At 68.1% G+C, this 22,925-nt stretch carries 20 protein-coding genes; 11 read left to right on the plus strand and 9 right to left on the minus strand.

What is annotated here, in order from left to right; all coding sequences use genetic code 11:
* The first annotated feature begins 40 nt into the window (after nucleotides 1–40).
* Genes AB0E63_RS24475 through AB0E63_RS24495 form a run of 5 tightly spaced genes read left to right on the plus strand, consistent with a single transcriptional unit; the run spans nucleotide 41 to nucleotide 5,991 of the window.
* Nucleotides 41–2,275: a GAF domain-containing protein gene (locus AB0E63_RS24475; RefSeq protein ID WP_360370483.1), complete on the plus strand. Its 2,235-nt coding sequence runs from the start codon at nucleotides 41–43 to the stop codon at nucleotides 2,273–2,275.
* Nucleotides 2,272–2,655, plus strand: a complete 384-nt coding sequence (locus tag AB0E63_RS24480) for a response regulator (RefSeq protein WP_360370486.1) — start codon at nucleotides 2,272–2,274, stop codon at nucleotides 2,653–2,655. The genes AB0E63_RS24475 and AB0E63_RS24480 overlap by 4 nt, the downstream gene beginning before the upstream one ends.
* Nucleotides 2,652–3,770, plus strand: a complete 1,119-nt coding sequence (locus tag AB0E63_RS24485) for a response regulator (RefSeq protein WP_360370488.1) — start codon at nucleotides 2,652–2,654, stop codon at nucleotides 3,768–3,770. Before AB0E63_RS24480 ends, AB0E63_RS24485 begins: the two co-directional genes overlap by 4 nt.
* On the plus strand, nucleotides 3,767–5,359 hold the full coding sequence (locus AB0E63_RS24490; RefSeq protein WP_360370490.1) for a peptide ligase PGM1-related protein: 1,593 nt from the start codon (nucleotides 3,767–3,769) through the stop codon (nucleotides 5,357–5,359). The genes AB0E63_RS24485 and AB0E63_RS24490 overlap by 4 nt, the downstream gene beginning before the upstream one ends.
* An 8-nt stretch (nucleotides 5,360–5,367) precedes the next feature.
* Nucleotides 5,368–5,991: a histone deacetylase gene (locus AB0E63_RS24495; protein WP_360370493.1), complete on the plus strand. Its 624-nt coding sequence runs from the start codon at nucleotides 5,368–5,370 to the stop codon at nucleotides 5,989–5,991.
* Here AB0E63_RS24495 and AB0E63_RS24500 read toward each other — a convergent pair.
* Complete coding sequence (locus AB0E63_RS24500; RefSeq protein ID WP_360370496.1) at nucleotides 5,981–8,083, minus strand: M6 family metalloprotease domain-containing protein; 2,103 nt, start codon at nucleotides 8,081–8,083, stop codon at nucleotides 5,981–5,983. The genes AB0E63_RS24495 and AB0E63_RS24500 overlap by 11 nt on opposite strands.
* A gap of 153 nt (nucleotides 8,084–8,236) precedes the next feature.
* On the opposite strand from AB0E63_RS24500, the gene AB0E63_RS24505 reads away from it, so the two are divergent.
* The 3 genes from AB0E63_RS24505 (at nucleotide 8,237) to AB0E63_RS24515 (ending at nucleotide 11,057) form a co-directional block, all read left to right on the plus strand.
* Nucleotides 8,237–9,595, plus strand: coding sequence for an NAD-dependent succinate-semialdehyde dehydrogenase (locus AB0E63_RS24505; RefSeq protein ID WP_360370499.1), 1,359 nt, complete (start codon nucleotides 8,237–8,239; stop codon nucleotides 9,593–9,595).
* A gap of 64 nt (nucleotides 9,596–9,659) precedes the next feature.
* Nucleotides 9,660–10,100: a nuclear transport factor 2 family protein gene (locus tag AB0E63_RS24510; RefSeq protein ID WP_360370501.1), complete on the plus strand. Its 441-nt coding sequence runs from the start codon at nucleotides 9,660–9,662 to the stop codon at nucleotides 10,098–10,100.
* 60 nt (nucleotides 10,101–10,160) lie between these two features.
* Nucleotides 10,161–11,057 (plus strand): hypothetical protein, encoded by an 897-nt coding sequence (locus tag AB0E63_RS24515; protein WP_360370504.1) that lies wholly within the window; start codon nucleotides 10,161–10,163, stop codon nucleotides 11,055–11,057.
* Here AB0E63_RS24515 and AB0E63_RS24520 read toward each other — a convergent pair.
* Complete coding sequence (locus AB0E63_RS24520; RefSeq protein ID WP_360370506.1) at nucleotides 10,997–11,656, minus strand: excalibur calcium-binding domain-containing protein; 660 nt, start codon at nucleotides 11,654–11,656, stop codon at nucleotides 10,997–10,999. The two genes, AB0E63_RS24515 and AB0E63_RS24520, sit on opposite strands and share 61 nt — an antisense overlap.
* A 78-nt stretch (nucleotides 11,657–11,734) precedes the next feature.
* Complete coding sequence (locus AB0E63_RS24525) at nucleotides 11,735–12,232, minus strand: helix-turn-helix domain-containing protein (RefSeq protein WP_360370509.1); 498 nt, start codon at nucleotides 12,230–12,232, stop codon at nucleotides 11,735–11,737.
* 65 nt (nucleotides 12,233–12,297) lie between these two features.
* Between AB0E63_RS24525 and AB0E63_RS24530 the strand changes: the two genes are divergently transcribed.
* Nucleotides 12,298–12,810: a PaaI family thioesterase gene (locus AB0E63_RS24530; protein WP_360370512.1), complete on the plus strand. Its 513-nt coding sequence runs from the start codon at nucleotides 12,298–12,300 to the stop codon at nucleotides 12,808–12,810.
* A 19-nt stretch (nucleotides 12,811–12,829) separates the two neighbouring features.
* Here the strand turns inward: AB0E63_RS24530 and AB0E63_RS24535 are convergent, their stop codons facing one another.
* The 5 genes from AB0E63_RS24535 to AB0E63_RS24555 form a co-directional block, all read right to left on the minus strand.
* Nucleotides 12,830–14,092, minus strand: a complete 1,263-nt coding sequence (locus AB0E63_RS24535) for an aminotransferase class I/II-fold pyridoxal phosphate-dependent enzyme (protein WP_360370515.1) — start codon at nucleotides 14,090–14,092, stop codon at nucleotides 12,830–12,832.
* Between the two features lie 77 nt (nucleotides 14,093–14,169).
* Nucleotides 14,170–16,563: a transglycosylase domain-containing protein gene (locus AB0E63_RS24540; RefSeq protein WP_360370518.1), complete on the minus strand. Its 2,394-nt coding sequence runs from the start codon at nucleotides 16,561–16,563 to the stop codon at nucleotides 14,170–14,172.
* Nucleotides 16,564–16,716: 153 nt separating this feature from the next.
* Entirely contained in the window at nucleotides 16,717–17,685 is a 969-nt protein-coding gene (locus tag AB0E63_RS24545) for an aldo/keto reductase (protein WP_360370521.1), read from the minus strand.
* A gap of 15 nt (nucleotides 17,686–17,700) precedes the next feature.
* Nucleotides 17,701–18,078 carry a DUF2255 family protein gene (locus tag AB0E63_RS24550; protein WP_360370524.1) on the minus strand — a complete coding sequence of 126 codons (378 nt, stop codon included), beginning with the start codon at nucleotides 18,076–18,078 and terminating at the stop codon, nucleotides 17,701–17,703.
* 45 nt (nucleotides 18,079–18,123) lie between these two features.
* The gene (locus AB0E63_RS24555; protein WP_360370527.1) at nucleotides 18,124–19,161 is read right to left on the minus strand and encodes an alcohol dehydrogenase catalytic domain-containing protein; all 1,038 of its coding nucleotides are present in this window, start codon (nucleotides 19,159–19,161) and stop codon (nucleotides 18,124–18,126) included.
* Nucleotides 19,162–19,262: 101 nt separating this feature from the next.
* On the opposite strand from AB0E63_RS24555, the gene AB0E63_RS24560 reads away from it, so the two are divergent.
* Together AB0E63_RS24560 and AB0E63_RS24565 are read left to right on the plus strand one after the other, a co-directional pair.
* Nucleotides 19,263–20,138 (plus strand): helix-turn-helix transcriptional regulator, encoded by an 876-nt coding sequence (locus tag AB0E63_RS24560; RefSeq protein ID WP_360370530.1) that lies wholly within the window; start codon nucleotides 19,263–19,265, stop codon nucleotides 20,136–20,138.
* A 3-nt stretch (nucleotides 20,139–20,141) separates the two neighbouring features.
* A complete protein-coding gene (locus AB0E63_RS24565; RefSeq protein ID WP_360370533.1) occupies nucleotides 20,142–20,561 on the plus strand; it encodes a cupin domain-containing protein in 420 nt (139 codons plus the stop codon).
* Here the strand turns inward: AB0E63_RS24565 and AB0E63_RS24570 are convergent.
* Entirely contained in the window at nucleotides 20,512–22,785 is a 2,274-nt protein-coding gene (locus AB0E63_RS24570; protein ID WP_360370536.1) for an ATP-binding domain-containing protein, read from the minus strand. The two genes, AB0E63_RS24565 and AB0E63_RS24570, sit on opposite strands and share 50 nt — an antisense overlap.
* Nucleotides 22,786–22,925: the final 140 nt, after the last annotated feature.

Genomic DNA, 22,925 nt, shown 5'->3' on the forward strand with positions numbered 1-22,925 from the left:
ACTGAATTAGCGCGGCCTGGGGGTGGTGGGGGAGGCTGCGATGGGCGGGCGGGCGCTCGCTGGGGGCGCCGGAACAGGAACGGAGCATCAGCTCCAGGGACAGCTCGCGGCCTTGTCCGACCAGTTCGCCGCAGCCAACGAAGTACTCTCCGCAGTCGGCCGCTCGGCCGGCGACCCGGACCGGGTGCTCACCACCATCGTCGAGAGCGTGTGCCGGCTCTGCCGCTCCCAGGCCGCCCAGCTCTATCTGTTCGAGGACGGGTACTACCGGCTCTCCAAGGCGATCGGAATGTCGGAGGAGTCGATCCGGCACATCACCCAGCACCCGATCCCGATGGATCGCGGCACGCTGATCGGACGCGCCGGGCTTGATCACGCCACCCAGCAGATCCCCGATGTACTGGCCGATCCGGACTACAACCGTCAAGACTTGCAGCGGGTGGCGGGCTTCCGGACCACGATGGGCGCACCGATGCTGATCGACGACGAGGTCGTCGGGGCACTGGGCGTCTGGCGCAACGAGGTCCAACCGTTCGACGAGCGGGAGCAGAATCTCGTGACCGCGTTTGCCGGGCAGGCGGCGATGGCGGTGAACAGCGTGAAGCTCGTCCAGCAGCTCGAGGCGCGTGGCGCCGAGCTGGCCCGGAAGGTCGGCGAGCTGGAGGCCCTGCGGGAGGTCGGAGAGGCGGTCAACTCCAGCCTCGACGTGTCCAAGGTGCTGTCGACCATCGCCAAGCACGCCGTCCGGATCTCGGCGACCGACGGCGGCTCGATCATGGAGTACGACGAGGACAAGCAGTGCTTCCTGGTCCGCAGCGTCTTCCAGACCGGCCCGAGCGTGATCGAGCGGCTGCGGGCGACCCGCATCCACCTCGACGAGACCCTGGTCGGTCGGGCGGCCAAGCTCGGCCGGCCGCTGGCGGTGCCCGACCTCAGTACGGCGGAACTCGATCCGCACCTGGCCGTCCTGTACGACGCCGGGTGGCGTTCGCTGGTCGCCGTACCGCTGCTGCGGGAGGGACAGATCGTCGGCTCGCTGGTGGTCCGCCGCAAGCGGCCGGGGGAGTTCTCGACGGAGACGCTCACGCTGCTGGAGATGTTCGCCGACCAGTCGACGCTGGCCCTGCTGAACGCTCAGCTCTTCCGCGAGCTGAAGCAGCGCAGCGCGGAACTGGAGGTCGCGAGCCGGCACAAGTCCGAGTTCCTGGCCAGCATGTCGCACGAGTTGCGTACGCCGCTGAACGCCGTCCTCGGTTTCTCCGAAGTCCTGCTGGAGCGGATGTTCGGCGATCTCAACGAGCGCCAGGAAGAGTACCTGCGCGACATTCACGGCTCGGGCAGGCATCTGCTCGAACTGCTGAACGAGATCCTCGACCTGTCCAAGGTCGAGGCCGGCCGGATGGAGCTGGAATACACCAACTTCCCGCTGCACCGGTTGCTCGACAACACCGCGGCGATGCTGCGCGAGCGAGCCACCGCGCACGGCATCGACCTGCGGGTCGAGGTCGGGCCCGGCGTCGACGAGGTGTACGCCGACGAGCTGCGGCTGAAGCAGGTGGTCCTGAACCTGATGACCAACGCGGTGAAGTTCACCGGCGACGGCGGCTCGGTAGTGGTGCGTGCCACCCGGTCCGGGGCCGAGGTGCACATCGCGGTGACCGACACCGGTCGCGGCGTACCGGCGGAGGACCGCGAGCGGATCTTCGAGTCGTTCCAGCAGGGCGGCCGGGGTCCGTCGCAGGAGGAGGGCACCGGACTAGGTCTCACCCTGTCGCGGCGGATCGTCGAGCTGCTCGGCGGCCGGATGTGGCTGGAGAGCGAGGTCGGCGTCGGCAGCACGTTCGGATTCTCCTTGCGCAGCAGGGAGAACGAGCACCGGCCGGACGCGACCAGGACCGTCGGCGATGTCGTCATCATCGAGGACGACCGCCCGTCACTGGACCTGATCACCGCGTACCTGTCCGGCGCCGCCTTGCGTGTGACGGTGGCAGGCGATGGTCAGTCCGGGCTGGACACCGTACGCAGGGTTCGGCCGGCAGCCGTCCTGCTGGACATCCGGTTGCCGGGGATCGACGGGTGGGCGGTGCTGCAGGCGTTGAAGGCCGAGCCGGGAACCCGGGACATCCCGGTCATCGTGGTGTCGATCGTCGACGAACAGGCGCGCGGCGCCGCGCTCGGTGCCGCTGCCTATCTGGTCAAGCCGGTCAGCCGGGACGCGTTGCTCGACGCGCTGCGGGCAGTGGGAGCCATAACCGACGAGGGGGAGGATCGATGAGCTCAGGCCGGATCCTGGTGGTGGAGGACAATCCGAAGAACCTCAAGCTGGTCAGGGATGTGCTGCGGTTCTCCGGGTACGAGGTGATCGAGGCGACGTCGGGCGAGGACGGCGTCCGGCTGGCGGCTTCGGAGCAGCCGGACCTGATCCTGATGGACCTCCAGCTGCCCGGCATCGACGGCGCCGAGGCGTTGCGCCAGATCCGGGCCGGCGAGCGGACGCACGCCGTACCGGTGGTGGCCGTGACCGCGTTCGCGATGGACCACGACCGGCAGAACGCGTTCGACTCCGGCTTCACCGGGTACGTCGAGAAGCCGATCAGCGTGCGCCGGCTGCCCCAGCAGGTGCGGGACTTCCTCCGATTGGGCGGTGCGACATGACGAAGGTGCTCGTGGTCGACGACCAGCCGCCGAACGTCCGGCTGCTGGAGGCGATCCTCAGTCCCCGCGGGTACGACGTACTGACGGCGTCCTCAGGTGAACAGGCCTTGGAGCTGATCGGTGCCGAGGACATCGATCTGGTCCTGCTCGACATCCTGATGCCCGGGATCGACGGCTACGAGGTGTGCCGCCGGATCCGTGACCAGGTGGATACGGCGTACCTGCCGGTCGTGATGGTGACGGCCAGCGGCGACGAGCAGAAGGTGAAGGCGCTCGAGGCCGGCGCGGACGACTTCCTCACCAAGCCGGTCAACCAGAGCGAACTGCTCGCGCGGGTGGCGTCGCTGGCCCGGATCAAGCGGTACCAGGACACGATCAAACGCCAGGCCGCCGAGCTGACCGCGTGGAACCAGGAACTGGAGTCGCGGGTCGAGAGCCAGGTGTCGCAGCTGCAGCGGATGGGCCGGCTGCGCCGGTTCCTCAGCCCGCAACTGGCCGAGTTGATCGTGGACTCCGGCGACGAGTCGTTCCTGGCCAGTCACCGGCGCGAGATCGTCGTGGTGTTCTGCGACCTGCGCGGTTTCACCACGTTCGCGGAGGCGAGCGAGCCGGAAGAGGTGATGGGCGTGCTGGAGGAGTATCACCACGCGCTCGGCGACCTGATCTTCCGATTCGAGGGAACGCTGGAACGGTTCGCGGGCGACGGCCTGATGGTGTTCTTCAACGATCCGGTGCGCTGCGAGGACGGGCCCCTGCGTGCCTTGCGGATGAGCGTGGCGATGCGGACGCGGGTGCGTGGACTGGCGGAGACCTGGAGCCGGCGCGGCCATGATCTCGGGCTCGGGATCGGCGTGGCCCAGGGATACGCCACGCTGGGCACGATCGGGTTCGACGGGCGGCTCGACTACGCCGCGATCGGCAGTGTCACGAACCTGGCCGCGCGGCTGTGTGCCGACGCGGAAGCCTGGCAGATCCTGGCGACCGAGCGGGTTTACAGCTCCGCCGGCGACGTGGTGATCGGCGAGGACGCGGGATATCGCGACGTGCGGGGATTCAGCCGGACCGTGCACGCGTTCAGCATCCGCGGGCTCGACAACTCCCGGATCGCCTCATGACCGGCGATCTGTGGACCCCGCCCGGCGAGGCGGCCCGTGGCTTGTCCGCCCTGACCGAGGACGAGCGGTATCGCCGCTTCGACGAGCTGCAGGCGCGGATGGCCGGGGTGTGGGAGGCGATGCGGCTCAACTACGACGACGAGTCCGTGGTCGTCGTACCGTCGATCTCGCTGGACAAGACCGAGGCGGCGGGAACCGGGACGGCCATGCAGGCCTATGAGGAGCGGTTCCTGTTCCTGCTGATCCTGTTGCGGGAACCGCGGCTGCGGATGGTCTACGTGACCTCGATGCCGATCGCGCCCGAGATCATCGAGTACTACCTGTCGTTGCTGCCCGGCGTGATCCCGAGCCATGCGCGCGCCCGGTTGTCGCTGATCCCGGTCAACGACGCGTCGCCGATCCCGCTCAGTGAGAAGTTGCTGGCCCGGCCCCGGCTGCTCGAGCGGATCGCCGCTTTGGTCCCGAATCCGCTGCGATCGCACCTGATTCCGTACAACACGACCGAGCGCGAACGTGATGTCGCGATCAGCCTCGGCATCCCGATGTACGCCGCCGATCCGCGGCTGGCGCCGTTGGGTTCGAAATCCGGAGGCCGCCGGTTGTTCGCGGAGGTCGGCGTACCGTACCCGCTCGGGGTGGAGAACCTGCGCAGCCTCGACGACCTTGCCGACGCACTGGTCGCGATGCGCGTCGACCGGCCGGCGATGGACAGCGCGATCGTGAAACTCAACGAGGGCGTGTCGGGCGAGGGCAACGCGGTGGTGCGGCTGAAAGGGCTCCCGGCGTCCGGGTCGCCCGGGGAGCGGGACGAGGTGTTGAAGCGGCTGCGCGAGATGGAACTGGAGTCGCCGACGACGCCGTTCGACGTGTACATCGCCAAGTTCGCCGAGAACGGCGGGATCGTCGAGGAGCGGATCGTCGGCGAAGAGCTGCGGAGCCCGAGTGTTCAGCTCCGGGTCGTGCCCGGCGGTGGAGTCGAGCTGTTGTCCACGCACGACCAGTTGCTCGGCGGTGCGAGTGGGCAGAGTTACCTGGGGTGTGTGTTCCCGGCCGCGCCGGAGTACGCGCGGATGATCACCGAGCATGCCGAGGCGATCGGGCGGCGGCTGGCGGCCCAGGGTGCGCTCGGGCGGTTCGCGATCGACTTCGTCGTGGTACGCGATGCCGCCGGCGGCTGGACGCCGTACGCGATCGAACTGAACCTGCGCAAGGGCGGGACGACACACCCGTTCCTCACGCTGCAGTACCTGACCGACGGGAGGTACGACCCACGGACAGCGCTGTTCCTCACGTCGCTGGGTCAGGAGAAGCATCTGGTCGCGACGGATCATCTGGAATCGGAGTTGCTCAAAGGGCTGGCTCCGGCCGACGTGTTCGACATCGTGGTGCGGCATGGGCTGCACTTCGACCAGTCGCGGCAGGTCGGGGTCGTGTTCCACATGATCAGCTGTCTGACCGAGTGCGGCCGGATCGGGCTGACTGCCGTCGGGGACACGCCCACGGAAGCCGATCGCCGGTACCGTGATGCTGCCCGCATTGTGCTGGCGGAGGCCGAGCAGGCCTTCGTCGAGCATCCACTCCCGGTCTGAGAGGTTCGATGCAGCGAGTTTGGTACGTCGCCTACGGTTCCAACCTCGCTCTTGATCGATTCCGGTGCTACCTGGCCGGCGGCCGCCCGGCTGGTGCCGCGCGCGAGTACCCAGGTTGTCGCGACCACAGCGACCCCGAACAGATCGCCGGCGTGATGGTGCCGGGCGGGCTCGTCTTCGCCGGTGCCTCGCGCGTCTGGGGTGGCGGTTCGGCCTTCTACGACAGCACAGCCACCGGACAGGTCGCCGGCCGCGCCTACTTGCTGACCCCGGACCAGCTCGGCGACGTCGCCGCCCAGGAGATGCGCCGCGAGCCCGGCTGCGATTTCGCCCGCGACCTGGCCGGCCTCCTGCCCGACGTCGACTCGATCCACACCATGGGCCCTGGCCGCTACGAAACCGTCGCCCGCCTCGGCGAACTGGACGGCGTCCCCATGTTCACCGTCACCCACGGCACCGTGTCCGACCTCGACCTGGCCGCCCCGACAGCGCCGTACTTGCGTTGGATCGCGACAGGCCTGGCCGAAGCGCACGGATGGGACCTGCCGCAGGTTGTGGAGTACCTGATGGCCGCGCCGGGCGTCCGTAGTGGGTGGACGCCCGGCGCCTTGGCTGAAGTGCTTAGCGCTTGATGGCTGTGCAGGTTGCGGTGGATTGCTTGGTGGGGTCGCTTTCGGAGGTGGCGGTGAGGGTGATCTTGGCGATGGGGCTGGTGCCGGCGGTGGTGTAGACGGGGACGGTGGTTTGCTGGCCGGCATTGGCGGTGGTGAGGGCATTGGGGACCGAGATCGCCCAGTCCTTGCCGTTCACCTTCGCGGACACGCGGTAGACGTCACCCTTCAGGTACGGCGTGACGTCGTCGGGGTGCTCGGACACGGTGCCGGCCTTGCCGGTGTTGGTGAGCTGGAAGTTGCAGGTCTGGACACCCTTGGCAGACGGCTTGGCGACGGTCGGCAGGACCCGGACACCACGCTTCTGCGGGCCGGAGCCGTCGAGTGAGCGGATCGCGACCGTGTAGGACAGTACGCCGGCGCGGTCCCGCCGTACGTTCGTGATGTAGAAGTGCAGCCGGTTGGCGGTGTCGGTGTACTCGTATTCGCTGCCCGAGTTCGTGCCGGCGTGGAACAGGGCGTCCGACAGTTGGCGGTAGTCGCCGATCGTGATCGGGACCTTCGTGCCGTCGGGCAGGACGTAGTCGGTCATGGTGATGTCCTGCGGGTTCGCGTCGACGACCCACTCGAACGGCGCCTGGTCCTGGTTCTTCGTCTTCGCCAGCAGTACGCCGGAGTCGGGCGTGAACGAGTCCGTGCCCATCCGGTCCACCACCTCGACCGTGTAGTTCTGGTACCCGCGTCCGTCACACAGCGGATCCTTGGTCGTGTCACACGCCGGCGCCAGGTCACCCGCACCGCCGAGCTGAATGTTGACGCCGGACAGGCCCTTCGGTCCGGGCTGCGCGGTTCGCGCGGTGACGTTAGCGATCACAACGCCCGATGTCGCCAACGCCTCGCGCGACAATCGCAGGACGTTCTGCTCGTCGACCATCTGCAGCTTGATCTTGTTGCGCAGCATGTGTTGTGCGCCCATCGAGGCGCCACCGGTCGCCGGGATCATCCAGCGGCTGTGTGGTCCGCCGGGTCCGTTGAAGCTGCCGCGGGACAGCATTTCCCAGATCCCGGTGTACGCGCGCCGGGCGGGTACGCCGTACGGATTGTTGTAGTTGTCACCGATACCGAGGATGTGGCTGAACTCGTGGGCGAAGACGGCCATGCCGGAGCTCTCCGCCTGCGTCGACGAGCCACCGCCGGCGTTCGGCCAGATCGACGAGCCGGCCGCCCACGACGTCCAGTCGACGTACCGGGTGTCGGACCAGTTCCGCTGCGCCGGGTCGGGCGGGCCGAACTCCTCGGTGACGTCCTGCTTGGTCGGGAACTTCATCATCCCGAACTCCTGCCAGGTGGACGACTCGTCCTGCCCGGCGCTCAGGAAGAACACGAAGTCGAAGCCGGCCGGTACCTCAGGACCCTGGTCGGCGACCCAGGCCGCGCGGCCGTCGGTGCGGATGTTGCGGTTGCAGTTGTCGCCGGCGGGACAGTCCTCGTCGCTCTGGAACTCCATCGCGTACTCGTGCGACTTGCCGGGCATCCGGTACGGGCCGAAGGCTGTGAGGTCGACGCCGTACCGGCCGCCGGAGTCCTCCATCCAGTACTCGTGCAGGGTGTGACCGCGGTTGAGGGCACTCGGCGTGTTGAGGAAGTTCTTGTAGAACTGCGCGGTCTGGTCCCGCGGTACGCCGTTCGCCTCGGCGCTCGGGTTGCCGAACACGGTCGAACCCTTGGGCTTGGTGATGACGAAGTCCTGGTTCGGGTAGTCGAGCAGTACGAGCGCACCCTTGAACGTCCGGGTCGAACCCTTGGTCGCCGGGTTCGCCCAGTCCGTCCCCGGCGGCTTGACGTAGTCGCTCCACGTCATGTGGTCCGGGTTCTCCCAGTTCTGCGGGTCGATCGGACCCGGCAGACCCGTGGACGTGGTGGTCGCGATCCGCTGGTCCTGCCCCGACTCCTGCCACGGCTGCTTCTGCGGCCAGTGCGGATACTGCCAGGCGTTGGCGGGATCCGGGGGAGGACCAGCGTCAGGTGAAGCCAAGGCCAACGAAGGAACAGACACGGCGGTCAGTACGGCGATCAGCCGCAGGACAACACGAAACTTCCGTTGCTCAGACACGGGCGGGCATCCGATCGACGAAGGGGCGGGACAACGGGCAGCCATGAGCTTGCCTCGCGAACGCCCCTGACCACAACAGGTGAGACCACTGTATACAGTATGGAGAGAAGTCGTTAGCCTGGGCGGGTTGTTTCCGTGGTGGATGGAGGAGCCATGTATGTAGTCACCAATCCGGCGACGGGTGTGCTGGTCGAGGAAGTGGCCAACTCGACGGAGGCGGAGGTCCAGGCGGCGATCGGGCAGGTGCACTCCGGGTATCCGGGGTGGCGGGCGCGGTCGGTCGAGGAGCGGGTCGCGATCGTGGCGCGGGCCGCCGACCTGTTCGAGGAGCGCGCCGACGAGCTGGCGGCGATCATGACGCTGGAGATGGGGAAACGGGTCAACGAGGGCCTGGGCGAGGTCGGCATCGTGGTCGACATCTTCCGGTACTACGCGGAGCACGGGCCGGCGTTGCTCGCCGACGAACCGCTGGACATCAAGGGCGGTCAGGCGGTCATCACCAAGGGACCGATCGGTCCGCTGCTCGGGATCATGCCGTGGAACTTCCCGTGCTACCAGGTCGCGCGGTTCGTCGCTCCGAACCTGGTGCTCGGCAACACCATCCTGCTCAAGCACGCGTCGATCTGCCCGCGCTCGGGTCGCGCGATCGAGGAGATCCTGCGGGCGGCCGGCGTACCGGAGGACGTCTACGTGAACACGTACGCGTCGAGCCGGCAGATCCCGGCGATCCTGGCCGACCCGCGGATCGTCGGTGTCTCGTTGACCGGCAGCGAGCAGGCCGGCGTGTCCGTCGCCGCCGAGGCCGGCCGCAACCTGAAGCGGACCGTGCTCGAGCTCGGCGGCTCCGACCCGTTGATCGTGCTCGACACCGCGGACATGGACGAAACGGTGAATGCCACCGCGACCGCGCGGATGCGGAACTGCGGCCAGTCCTGCAACGCGCCGAAGCGGATGATCGTGCTCGCCGACCTGTACGACGAGTACGTCGACCGTCTGACCAAGCGAGTCACGGAGTACTACGTCCCCGGCGATCCCGCGGATCCGGAGACGAAGCTCCCGCCGCTTGCATCGGCGTCCGCCGCGGACGAGGTCGCGGCTCAGGTCGCCAAGGCGGTCGAGCAGGGCGCGACGCTGCGGACCGGCGGCCACCGGATCACCCCCGGCGCCTATCTCGAGGCGACTGTCCTCACCGACGTCACGCCGGACATGGACGCGTACTACGAGGAGATCTTCGGCCCGGTCGTGATCGTCTTCAAAGCCGAGACCGAGGACGATGCGATCCGGCTGGCCAACGACACGCCGTTCGGCCTCGGTGCGTCCGTCTGGGGCACCGACCCCGACCGCAACCGTCGCGTGGCCGACCGCATCGAGGCCGGCATGGTCTACCTCAACCGCGCCGGCGGCTCCCAGGCCGACCTCCCCTTCGGCGGCATCAAACGCTCCGGCCTCGGCCGCGAACTAGGCCCAGCCGGCATCGAAGAATTCATGAACAAAAAGTCCATCAGACTGTGAAACCGTTGCCGTCTTCTGCTGCGTACCTGTTCGAGAGCACCGAACGGACGACGGGAGATATGCCATGGCGGCGGACGGAGATCTGGAGAACCTGGTCCGGGAGTCGGCGGTTGCTTATATCCGCGGTGACGTCGACACCTACCAGAAGCTGATCCACCACAGCGACGACTACACGTTGATGTCGCCACTGGGTGGGGCGGTCGTGCACGGCTTCGACTCGTCGCCGGAGGCGTTGCAGAGTACTCGGGAGATGTTCCGTTCCGGCGAGGCGTCGGTGGATATCGAGCAGTGCTATCAGTCCGGCGACCTGACGGTTCTCGTCGCGGTCGAACGGCAGCATGGTGAGGTTACCGGACTGCCCGATCAGGACTGGTCCCTGCGGATCACCCTGGTCTTCCGGCGTACGCCGTCAGGCTGGGACCTTGTGCATCGGCACGCCGACCCCTTGGTCCACCCCATCGGCTTCGGCCGGTTGGCCGAGCTGTCGCGGGGCGCGGCTGGGTGAGGTCGCGGGCGGCCGACCTCGCGCGCATACTGCGAGGTACAGGGGAAGAGGGGGCCGACTATGCCCGTGCCGGGTGGTTACGCCATCAAGACCTATCGCTACCTGCGGATGGCGATGGTTGCCATGATCGCCCTACTCGGCGCGGCCCTGGTGATCGAGTGGTCGAAGACCGATCCGAGCTGCCTGCAGAACTCGATCAGCGCTTACTACTACACGCCCGTACGAGCGATCTTCGTCGGCAGCCTGATCACGATCGGCGTCTGCATGGTCGTGCTGAAGGGCAACACCGAGCCCGAGGACATCCTGCTCAACGTCGCGGGACTGCTGGCGCCGGCGGTCGCGCTCGTCCCGACTCCCGGGCGGGGGACGTGCCACTCGGTGCCGGTGGACATCGGTGGCGCGGCGCCGAACGTCGCCAACAACATGCTCGCGTTGTTCATCATCGGTGCACCGTGCCTGGTGCTGACCGCGATCTTCGTGATCCGGGACCGGATCGCGAACCCCGATCGGTGGACGCCGATGTACGTCCTCGGTCTGGCCGTCTCCGCGCTGATCTTCGGTGGCGGGATCGTCTGGTTCTTCGCCGACCGCAGTGGGTTCATCGGCAACGCGCACTACGCGGCCGCGATCGTGATGTTCGTCTGCATCGTCGCGGTCGTGCTACTCAACGCAGAGCAGTTCCGGCGCAAGCAACGCAAGCACGCGGTGCCGCACTCACCGGCGAACCGGTACTCCGTGATCGCGCTGGCGATGGTGATCGCGCCGTTCGCGATGCTCGGCTGGAGAGCACTGTTCGGCTGGGATCACGCCGTGCTGTGGATCGAAGGCGTGCTCATCCTGCTGTTCGCCGCCTTCTGGTTGAGCCAGACCCAGGAACTGTGGAACGAGGGCATCCGTCAGGAGTTGCCGCGGTCGCAGGCGACACCGTCACCGTTGCGATCGAGCGCCGTCGAGTAGCCCGGGTCGCCCCGGTGCAGCGGCGCCTTCCCGGCGGCCCGCACCTCGGCGCAGCTCTTGTAGACCACCGGCGCGCTGCTGATCTCGGGTGCCGTGGGCTCGGTGGTCGGCGTCGGCTCGGTCGGCGTGGGGGTCGGTTCGGCTGACTTCGTCTGGGTCGGTGTCGGCGTGGACACGGGCGTCTCACCAGTAGTCGGGGTCGGCGTCCGACCCGACTCGTGCGTGGGCTTCTCGGTCCGGCCAGGAGTCGTGACCCCGGTCGTCGGCGCGGTTGTCGATCCGGCCGTCGTCGGCGCCGGCTCGGTCCCGGAGTCGCGGATGGGCGTCGTGCTCGCCGAGTCGTCGCTGCCATCGAACGGGTTGAACAGAACCAGGGCGATCAGTGCGAGCGGGATCGCCGCGATCGCGCCGAGCTTGACCCGGCTCGGTCCGCCGAACCGGCCCAGCGGACCGCGGACTCGCTTGCCCTCCTCGTCGACCCAGAACGCCCAGCCGTCCGGCGCGGGCGGCCACGACTCCGAAGGCTGCCAATGTTTCGGTGGTCGCCACCGCGCGGTCGGCGGCTCGGGCCATCCCGGCGGTGTGTTGAACTGCCTCAACTCTTCCTCCCCCAGTGCAGGCAGCAGCCTAGCGACAGCACGCAGAGACGGAAGCCCCGGGGCCGGAATCCCTTGATTTCATGCGTTTGACCGCCGTCGCCGTGCACCGGGTCCTGGTCGCGGTACGGCGTCGCGCGGTGACGTAACGGCATGGCCCGACTCACAGCGGATTTCGGTGTGGACGGTCGCGCCGCAGTCACGGTGCTCGATCGTGAGCGGCGAACCCTCGGCGCCGACCAGATACCTGTCGCCCCAGTCCCGGATCGCGATCAGCAGAGGGTAGAGGTCGAGGCCCTTCTCGGTCAGGCGGTACTCGTAGCGCTGCCGCGCCCCCGGCTCGCGGTACGGCGTACGCCGGAGGATGCCGTGGTCGACGAGTTTGTTCAGCCGGTTCGACAGCACCTGGCGCGGGATGTCGGTGCGGATCCGCAGGTCGTCGAACCGCCGGATGCCGCTGAACACCTCGCGCAGCACCACCACGGTCCACCGCTCGCCGAGGATCTCCATCGCCCGGCCGATCGGGCAGTTGTCCACCGACCAGTCCAGGGCGTCGTACGTCGCCGTCGTACCACTCATGCGGACATCCTAGTGAGGTCTAGGTCTCGTTGACAGACCCAGGTGGGTGATGTGAGGCTCTGTCCATGACCGATACGCAGGAGCAGACCCGCAGCCGGACGTTCTCGTGGACCGACCCGGTGCTGACCGCGGCGCGGATCGGGACGACGTCCGGGCTGGAGATGCTGCACGCGATGCGGGACGGCGAGATCCCGGCACCGCCGATCCTGCAGCTGGTCGGCGCGACCGGCTTCGAGGCGGAGGAGGGCCGCGTCGCGGTGTTCATGCCGGCGGCCGAGTTCCACTACAACCCGCTCGGGTCCGTCCACGGCGGCGTCATCGCGACGCTCCTCGACACCGCGGCCGGCTGCACAGTGCACTCGACGCTGCCGGCCGGCGTCGGCTACACGTCCCTGGACCTGATGACCCGCTTCATCAAGCCGGTCACGGTCAACTCCGGGCTACTCCGCTGCGAGGGCGCCATCATCAGCCGAGGCCGCCGCACCGCGGTCGCCCAGTCCCACCTGTACGACGAACGCGGCACACTGCTCGCTCATGCCACGTCCACCTGCATGATCTTCGAGTTGCCCACCGCCTGACGACGGTGGGCACTCAGCTTCAGCTCTGTTCGGCGAGGAGCTTTTCGGTGGCTACCAGGCGGACACATGTGGCCAGGCCGGTGATCGCTGCTTCAACCTCGGGAAGCTCGGGGTAGGTGGGGGCTATCCGGATGGTCTGGTCCGTCGGGTCGTCGCCGTACGGGTGGGTGGCGCCGGCCGGCGTGATGGCGATGCCGGCGGCCTTGGCCTTGGCGACCACCTCGCGCGCGCAACCCTCCGGCACCTGCAGGCTGACGAAGTAACCGCCGGCCGGGGCGGTCCACGAGGCCAGTCCGGTGCCGCCGAGCTCGGCGGTGAGGATCTTGTCGACCACGTCGAACTTGGGCCGGATCACCTCGGCCAGCGTCCGCATGTGGGCACGCAGTCCGTCCGCGTCGCGGAGGAACTGCACGTGCCGGAGCTGGTTGATCTTGTCCGGCCCGATGCTGCGCTTGACGGTGTGGCTCAGCCACCACTCGACGTTGGCCGGCGACGAGCCGAAGAAGGCGACGCCGGCACCGGCGAAGGTGATCTTCGAACTCGACCCGAACACGAACGCCCGATCCGGGTGCCCGTTCTCGGCGGACAACGCGAGTACGTCGGCGATCTGGGCGGGGGAGTCGGTCAGGTGGTGGACGGCGTACGCGTTGTCCCAGAAGATCCGGAAGTCCGGGGCAGCCGTCTCCATCGCGGCGAACCGGCGGACCGTCTCGTCGGAGTAGACCGTGCCGTCGGGGTTGCTGTACTTCGGAACGCACCAGATCCCCTTGATCCGCGCGTCCTCGGCGACCAGCCGCTCGACGACGTCCATGTCCGGGCCCTCGGGCGTCATCGGCACCGGGATCATCCGGATCCCGTACCGCTCGCAGATCCCGAAGTGCCGGTCGTACCCCGGCACCGGGCACAGGAACGCCAGGCCGTCCACGTCGGCCCACCGCTGCTCGGCACCCGGCACCTTGCCGAGCAGGGCGAACACGACCGCGTCGTGCATCAGTTCGAGGCTCGAGTTGCCTGCGGCCATCAACTGCTCGACCGGCACCTGGAGGGCCTCGGCGAAGATCGCGCGTACCTCCGGCAGGCCCTGCAGGCCACCGTAGTTCCGCAGATCCGTCCCGTCGGCCGCGACCGGATCGCCCTCCAACCTGAGCACCCCGTTGGCCGCGTCGAGCTGCTTGGGCGCAGGCTTCCCGCGCGTCAGATCCAGCTTCAGCCCCTTGGCCACCAACGCCTCGTAGTCCTGGCGGGCACGGTCACGCTGGGCGGTCAGCTCATCGACACTCACAGGAAATCCTTTCACAAAGCTAGGTGTTGGACCCCAGCCTAGTGATCACCCGAGGGTGCGAAGAAAGAGGGACTGGTTCAGCGTCGGCCGCACTTCGGCCACCTCGGGTCCGTCGGCGCGCAGGGCGGCCAGCCGGGCGGAGGTTTGATCGTGGGCGGGATACCGGGCGGGGTGATCGGCGGGGTCGGGATCGCCTTGCTGCCGTTGGACAGGACCAGGGTCACCGTCGCACCCGCGGGCGCGCCGTCCTCCTGCCGTGGAGTCGTGGAGGCGACCGTACCGGCGGGTGCGTCGGAGTCGACCGGGGTCGGAGAGATCGCGGCCTGGAAGCCCATCGACAGCAGCTTGGCCGTGGCGTCCACCGGGGTCATGCCCTTCAGGTACGGCAGGTCCTTGACGTCGCCGCGGATGGTCTTGTCGTCCGGCTGGACGAACTTGCTTGTCGGCAGGCCGTGCAGCGCGAGCTGCATCGCGGTCTCCCACACCGGTCCCGCGGTCCCGGAGCCGGACGCGTCGCGCATCTTCTTGCCGTTCAGCGTCTGGCCGATCAGGTCGGTGTACTTCGGATCGGCGTCGGCCACCACCGACGCGGCGGCCAGCTTGGACGAGTACCCGGCGAACCAGACCGCGTGGTTGTTCTGGATCGTTCCGGTCTTGCCGGCCAGGTCGCTCTTGCCGAACTTCAGCTTGCCGCCGGTACCGCCCGGCTCCATCACGTTGTGCAGCACGTAGTTGACGCCGTCTGCAACCGTCGGCGAGAGCACCCGGTGGCAGTTCGGGCCGGTGGTGGGAATCGCCTTGCCCTTGTTCGACGTGATCGCGGTGACGATCACCGGCCGGCAGTACATCCCGCGCGCCGCGAACGTCGCGTACGCGTTGGAGAGCATCAGCGGCGTGATGTTGCCGACGGATCCGAGCGTGAACGAGACCACCTGGTCCAGCGGCTTCATCGTCTGGGCGTCGTACATGCCGAGCTTCGAGGCGATGGTCGCGATCGGGCACAGGCCGATCTGCTCGGACAGCTGCAGGAAGTAGGTGTTGGTCGAGGCCCTGGCCGCGTCGAGCATGGACGGGTCGGCGACCGTCTTGGTCGAGTTCTTCGGGTTGTAGTCGGGGTCCGACGTGACGCCGGTGCAGGTGCTGAACTTCTTGCCGCTCAGGTTCAGCGGGCTCGGCGAGTTGATCCGGTACGTCATCGGCACGCCCTTGCCGATCGCGGCGGCGATCGTGAACGCCTTCATCGTCGAGCCGTTCTGGAACCCGCCGTACCCGCCGGGGTAGGACTTCTCGACGTTGTAGTTGTACGACGTCTGGCCCTTCTTGCTGCCATAGCCGCGGCTCTGCGCCATCGCCTTCACCAGCCCGGTGCCGGGCTCGACCATGGTGATCGCGGCGACCGCCTGGTCGCCGGCCTTGGAGTGCTTCGCGATCGAGGTCTCGGCCGCCTTCTGGATCCGGGGGTCGAGCGACGTGTGGATCTGCAGGCCCGCGGTCTCGATGTAGTTCTCCCGCTCCTCGTCGGACTTGCCGAAGGCGGCGTTGTCCTTGAGTTGCGCGACGACGTAGTCGCAGTAGAAGGGGTACCTGGAGTTCGCACAGCCGTTCGGCACGTTGCGCACCGTGGCCGGGTTGATCACCGGTGTCTTGATCGCGTCTCTGGCCCGCTTGGCCGAGATGATGGAGAGCTCCTGCATCCGGCGCAGGACCACGTCGCGGCGCTCCTTGGCGCGCTTCGGGTTGTCGGTCGGGTCGTAGCCGGTCGGGTTCTTCACCAGGCCGGCCAGCATCGCGGCCTGCGGCAGCGTGAGCTTCGCCGCGTGGACCCCGAAGTAGTGCATGGCCGCGGCCTCGACGCCGTACGCACGGTCGCCGAAGAAGGCCAGGTTCAGGTACCGGTTGAGGATCTCGTCCTTGGAGTACTGCTTCTCGACCGCGATGGCGTAGCGCAGCTCGGCGATCTTGCGCTCGTACGTCTCGGCGGTGGCCGCCTTGACCTCCTCCGGGGTGCGCGCCTTCGCGATCAGGCTCAGCTTCACGTACTGCTGGGTGATGCTGGACCCGCCCTGCTGGACCCCGCCGTTGCCCTGGTTGCGCAGCAGCGCGCGCAGGGTGCCCTTGGCGTCCAGCGCGCCGTGCTCGAAGAACCGGTCGTCCTCGATCGCGACGATCGCCTTGAGCATGATCGGGTTGATCTGCTTCAGCGTCACCGGTACCCGGTTCTCCTGGTACAGCGTGGCGATCACCGAGCCGTCCGCGGCGAAGATGGTGCTCTTCTGTGCCAGCGGCGCCGTTTGCAGGTCCTGAGGCAGGTACTGCACGGTCTCGTGAGCCTTCTCCGACGTCACCCCGGCGAGGCCGGCCAAGGGGAGGGCCAGACCGGCGACGAGGGCTCCCGCCACGGCACTCACCACGAGGAACACGAACACCGACTGAACGACGTTGGGCCGTCGAGCCCGCGCGCCTTTGTGCATGGTTGGGCAGATTACGGCAGGACAAGGGTTTCCGGGACCCTTTTCGTTACAGACTTTACACATCTACCCTGCGATCTCACCAAGTGTGACGACGCCCTCACTCCTGGCCGATCATCCCGGTACGGCGTGCTACGTCGTACTGGTGAACGTCTTCTAGTACCCGGTGGGCGGCCGCGGCGTGTACACCGACTCGAGCGTGGTGAGCTCGTCCGGGGTGAGGGTGACGTCGAGCGCGGCGACCGCGTCGGCGAGGTGGTGTGGTTTGGTCGGGCCGACGATCGGTGCGGCGACGACCGGGTTGTGCAGGACCCAGGCAAGTGCGACCTGGGCCATCGGGATAGCGCGCGCCTCGGCGACCGCCTGGACGGCGTCGGCGATGGGCTCGTCGTTGGCGGCGGTGAAGCGCCGGCCCATCGGATCGGTGTCGGCGCGGTGCGTCTGCGTACCCCACGGCCGGGCCAGGCGGCCCTTCGCGAGCGGGCTCCACGGGATGCTGCCGACGCCCTGGTCGGCGAGCAAGCCGAACATCTCCCGCTCCTCCTCGCGCTGCATCAGGCTGTACTGGTTCTGCATCGAGACGAACCGCGTCCAGCCGTGCAGCTCGGCGGCGTGCTGCAGTTTCGCGAACTGCCACGCCCACATCGACGATGCGCCGAGGTAGCGGACCTTGCCGGCCTTGACGACGTCGTGCAGGGCCTCCATCGTCTCCTCGACCGGTACGGCGGGGTCGAAGCGGTGGATCTGGTACAGGTCGACGTACTCGGTCCCGAGCCGGGTCAGCGACGCGTCGATCTGCTCCATGATCGCCTTCCGCGACAGCCCGGACCCACCGGGCCCGTCGTGCATCGGGAAGTGCACCTTGGTCGCGAGTACGACGTCCTCACGCCGGCTGTACTTCGTGATCGCGCGTCCGACGATCTCCTCGGAACTGCCGTAGCTGTAGACGTTGGCGGTATCCCAGAACGTGATCCCGAGCTCTACCGCCTGCCGGAAGATCGGCTCGGCCGCGGCGTCGTCGAGAGCCCACTCGCTGAACCCCCGCGACGTGTCACCGAAGCTCATGCACCCCAGGGCGATCCGGCTGACCTTCAGGCCGGAGTTCCCGAGACGTGTGTATTCCATCAGCTGTTCCTTCAATCAATCGCGGGGGAGGAGGCGGAAGGTGACGGGTGCGACGGCAGGCCCGACCACGGCACCTACCGGACCGGGGCCGTAGCGGTCGTACTTGGCGTGGTAGGCGGCATCGATGGCGGAGTGCACGTCGCCGGAGGCCTCGGCGAAGGTGACGTCCCGTTCGACACCGCCTGCCTGGACGCGGCCGACACCACTGGCCTTCGCCCGCCGGTACCACGGCGTACCGCCGCTGGTCATGGACCGGATGTAGATATCGTCACCAACCCGAACCATCCAGATCGTCACATACGGCCGAAGCGTCCCGTCCTCCCGAACCGAACTGACCCGCAGCTCATCCGCACCGCCGATCCGCTCGAGCTCGTCAGCTGTCCAGCTGGTCATAAAGCCTCCTCAGGCGTCATCGGAAGAGCCTAATCCGGTTCGGCGTCACGGGCGGATCAGGACCTTCAGGGCTTTGCGGTCGTCCATTGCGCGGTAGCCGTCGGGGGTCTCGGTGAGGTCGATGGTTCGGTCGAAGACCTTGCCTGGGTTGACTTTGCCCTCGAGTACGCCGGGTAGCAGCGGCTCGATGTAGGCACGGGCCGGGGCCGGGCCGCCGGTCAGCGTGATGTTCGGGCCGAAGAGGCTCGGGAAGCCCACCGGCGCGTCGGCGTACTGCGGTACGCCGACCCGGCTGATCACGCCGCCGGCGCGGACGACGCCGATCGCCTGCTCGTACGCCGGCATATGACCAACGGCCTCCAGGACGACGTGCGTACCGTCGCCGCCGGTGAGGTCACGGATCCTGGCGATTCCTTCCTCGCCGCGCTCGGCCACCACGTCGGTCGCGCCGAACTCGATGCCGAGATCGGTACGGACCTTGTGCCGGCCCATCAGGATGATGCGCTCGGCCCCTAGTTGCTTGGCCGAGAGAACGGCCATCAGGCCGACCGCGCCGTCGCCGATCACGGTGACCGTCGTGCGCTGGCTGACGCGGCCCTTGATTGCGGCGTGGTAGCCCGTGCCGTAGACATCGGACAGGGTCAGCAGGGACGGCAGTAGTGCGGAGTCCTCGCCGACCGGGGCCTTGACCAGCGTGCCGTCTGCCAGGGGGACCCGGACCGCCTCGGCCTGGCAGCCGCCGACGCCGTTCGCGTTCCAGAAGCCACCGTGCCGGCAGGAGGTCTGCAGGTCCTCGCGGCAGAAGTCGCACGTCCCGTCGGACCAGGCGAACGGCGCGATGACGAAGTCGCCCTTGTGCAGCGTGCTCACCTCGCTGCCGACGTCCTCGACCACACCGATGAACTCGTGGCCCATCGTCGTACCCTCAGGCGTCCGGGGCTGGTTGTGGTACGGGTGCAGGTCACTGCCGCAGATGCAGGAACTGACCACCCGCACCACGGCATCTGTCGGTTGCTGGATCACTGGATCCGGTACGTCGATGACGCGCACATCTCCGGCGCCGTACATGTAAGTCGCTCGCATGGTTCCAGTGAAGGTGACTGAGCGTGGGCGCGGGAGTCACTGTCGTTCCAGGTAACAGCAGTGCCTCCCTCGTTCCGGCGACTGTCCGTAGTGTTGAAGGCATGGACCACCGAGCCGAGATCAAGGAGTTCCTCAGCTCCCGGCGTGCCCGCCTCACACCCGAGCAAGCCGGCCTGCCCGTGTACGGCGGCAACCGCCGGGTGAAGGGGCTGCGCCGCGAAGAGGTGGCGCTGCTGGCCGGTGTCTCGGTGGACTACTACGTCCGGATGGAGCGGGGGCATCTGGCCGGTGCGTCGGAGAGCGTGCTGGAGGCGCTCAGCCGAGCGCTCCAACTGGACGAGGCCGAGCGGGACCACCTGTTCGCGCTCGCCCGGGAGTCCGACGCCACACCGGTACGGCGACGCCCGGCGACCCAGGGTGTCCGCCCAGCCCTGCAACAGATCCTGGACGCGGTGACCGACGCGCCGGCGTGGATCCGGAACGCCCACTTCGACATCCTCGCGGCGAACCGGATGTCCCGCGCGCTGTACTCGGCGCTGTTCGCGGATCCGCGGCGGCCGGCGAACACGGCGCGGTTCACCTTCCTCGATCCGGCCTCGCGCGAGTTCTTCGTGGACTGGGACCGAGCGGCCGACGACATCGCGGCGGTTCTGCGGTCCCAGGCCGGCAAGAACCCACACGACAAGGCGCTCACCGAGTTGATCGGTGAACTGTCGACCCGCAGTGAGATCTTCCGGACCCGGTGGGCGGCGCACAACGTCCGCTTCCACCGCACCGGCGTGAAGAAGCTGCACCACCCGGTGGTCGGCGACCTCGAGGTCAACTTCGAGGCGATGGAGTTCCCGTCCGACCCCGGCCTGGCCCTGGTCGTCTACACCGCTCCGGCCGGTTCGCCGACCGCGGACGCGTTCAAGCTGCTGGCCAGCTGGGCGGCCACCCAGGACCAGCCCGACATCGTTGCCCAAGACAAGGAATAGCTCATGCACGTCCTGCCCAAGCCGCCGTCCTTCAAAGGTCCGGAGGAGTCGTTCACCGGTGACGCCTGGATCGACGTGATCATCCGCGGCGAGCCGCCGTCCCGGGTCCGGGTCAACACCGTCCGCTTCGCGCCCTGCGCCCGTACGGCGTGGCACCGGCACGCGAACGGCCAGACGTTGCACGTCACCGACGGCGTCGGCCTGATCCAGTCCCGCGGCAGCGAGGTCACCGTGATCCGCCCCGGCGACGTGATCTACACGCCGCCGGGGGAGTGGCACTGGCACGGCGGTGCTCCGGACAACTTCATGGTCCACACCGCCATCTGGGAAGGCACCGGCTCCGACGAGCCGGAGACCGAGTGGGGCGACCACGTCACGGACGCGGAGTACGCCGCAGGACCTCCGGAAGATCGCCGGGGCTGAGGATGCCGAGGCGTTTGGTGGCGCGGGAGACGGCGACGTAGAGGTCGGAGAGGCCTCGGTCGGATTCGGTGACGATGCCGGCCGGGTCCGCGATCAGGACGGCGTCGAACTCGAGGCCCTTGGACTGGAGTACGTCGAGCAGGGCCGCGTCCGCGTCGAGCACGGACGGGTCGTGGCTGTGGGCAACATCCGGAAGTACGCCGGCCAACTCGTCGTACCGGGGTGACGGGACGATGACCGCGAGCCGGCCGTCGCCGATGGCCTCGCGTTCGGACTTGATCGCGGAGATCAACGCGTCGGTGAACTCCTCGGCCGGCACGCTCCGGGTCCACGGCTCGACGCCCGTCTCACGCACCGAGGTCGGCGGCTGCTGAGACGGGTCGATCGCGGCGAGGACGTCGGAGGCGACGGCCATGATCTCCGCGGGCGTGCGGTAGTTGACGGTCAGCTCGGCACTGCGCCACCGCCGCGGCGCGTACAGGTCGAGCAGGTCCGCCCACGAGCGCACGCCCGCCGCCGAACCCGTCTGGGCGATGTCGCCGACCAGCGTCATCGAACGCCGCGGGCAGCGGCGCATCAGCATCCGCCAGTCCATCTCGGACAGCTCCTGCGCCTCGTCGACGATGACGTGCCCGAAGACCCAGGTGCGGTCGGAGGCGGCCCGCTCCGCCAGGGTGACCGGGTTCTCGATCAGTTGGGCCCGACGGGCGACGAGATCGGCGAACTGCTCGATCTCCCAGGGCATCAGCTCGATCCGATCCGCGGTCAGCTCGATGTCGACGACGTCGCGGGCGTACTCGCGGTTGGATGCCTCGGCGGCGTCGGACGCGGCCGCCTGACGGTTGCGGGCAGCAACGATCGCGCCGGTGTCGCCGAGCAGCTCGGCCGCCTCGTCGAGGAGCGCGACGTCGGAGCGCGTCCAGCCGGCGTCTAGCGGTCGGAGGACCGTGGCCCGCTCGTCGTCGGTGAGCTGCGGAGCAGCTGCCTCGAGCCGATCCGCCGACGAGAACAACACACCGATGAGGAGCTGCGGGGTGAGCTCGGGCCAGAGCCGGTCGAGCAGTCCCTGGAGCCGATCGTCCTCGGACAGCTCCTTGCGGATGTCCTCGATGTCCTCGGCACCGACGTACTGGCGCCCGATCCGGTCGACGATCTGGTTGGTCAGCGCCTTGAGGATCCGCCGGACGAAGATCGGGCGAGCCCGGTTGTGCGGTTCGTCCGAGGCCCGGGCTTGCGACTGCGCCTTGCGTACGACGCCCGGCCGCAGGACGAGCTCATGCTGGTCGATCTTCAGCGTGATCGGCGCGGCCGGGACCAGCTGGAAGCCACGGACCGCCTGCGCGAGAACCTCGGCCATCACCAGCTCGCCCTTGATCCGGGCGGCCTGCGGCGACTCCGGCGCGGTCGCCTCGACGCCCGGGTACAGCTCGCCGATCGTTGCGAGCACCACGTCGGTCTCGCCGAGTGAGGGGAGCACCTGGTCGATGTAGCGCAGGAAGGTGCTGTTCGGTCCGACCACGAGGACTCCACTGCGCGCGAGCTGCTCGCGATACGTATAGAGCAGGTACGCCGCCCGGTGCAGCGCGACGACGGTCTTGCCGGTGCCCGGACCGCCTTGCACGACGAGTACGCCGGGCAGCCCCGAGCGAATGATCTCGTCCTGCTCGGACTGGATCGTCGCGACGATCTCGTTCATCCGGCCGGTACGGCTCGCGCCGAGGGACGACAGCAGGGCAGCCTCGCCGATCAGTGTGCTGCGCTCGGCGTCACCGAGTGCGTCGAGATCGAGAACGTCGTCGTCCACACCAACGACCGTCCGGCCCCGCAGCCGGATGTGCCGCCGCCGTTTCACGCCCAGTGGGTCGGCCGCGGTGGCCCGGTAGAAGACCTGCGCGACCGGCGTCCGCCAGTCGATCAGGATCGGGTCGTAGTCCTCGCTGAACAGCCCGATCCGGCCGATGTGGAACCGGTCGCCGCCGGTTTCGTCGATCCGCCCGAAACACAGTCCGCGTTCGACCGATGACAGTTGGGAGAATCGCCCGGAAAACAGGTCGGTAAATGATTCGCGTTCGGTCCAGCCCTGATTGGTGTCGGTTGTTTCCTCCCCTTGGACCCGTTGCAGATCCGCCTCCGCTCGTTCGCGCAGGATGTCCAGCCGGTCGTACATCGCGGTCACTTCCCCTTGCTCCGCAGCGATCTCCTGCGCCAGTAGCTGGTCCGTCACACTGCCCCCGATCGTTCTTGCATTACCCGAATTGCTCTGATATTCTGGTAACAGATGCCCCAACAGGGGCGTCTTTTTTTATGCCCGGCACAAACACCCAACGGTATCTGTTAATTCGCCGCCGCGCAATCAAACGAGGG

This window comes from Kribbella sp. NPDC026596 (genome assembly GCF_040638415.1).
GTDB lineage: Bacteria > Actinomycetota > Actinomycetes > Propionibacteriales > Kribbellaceae > Kribbella.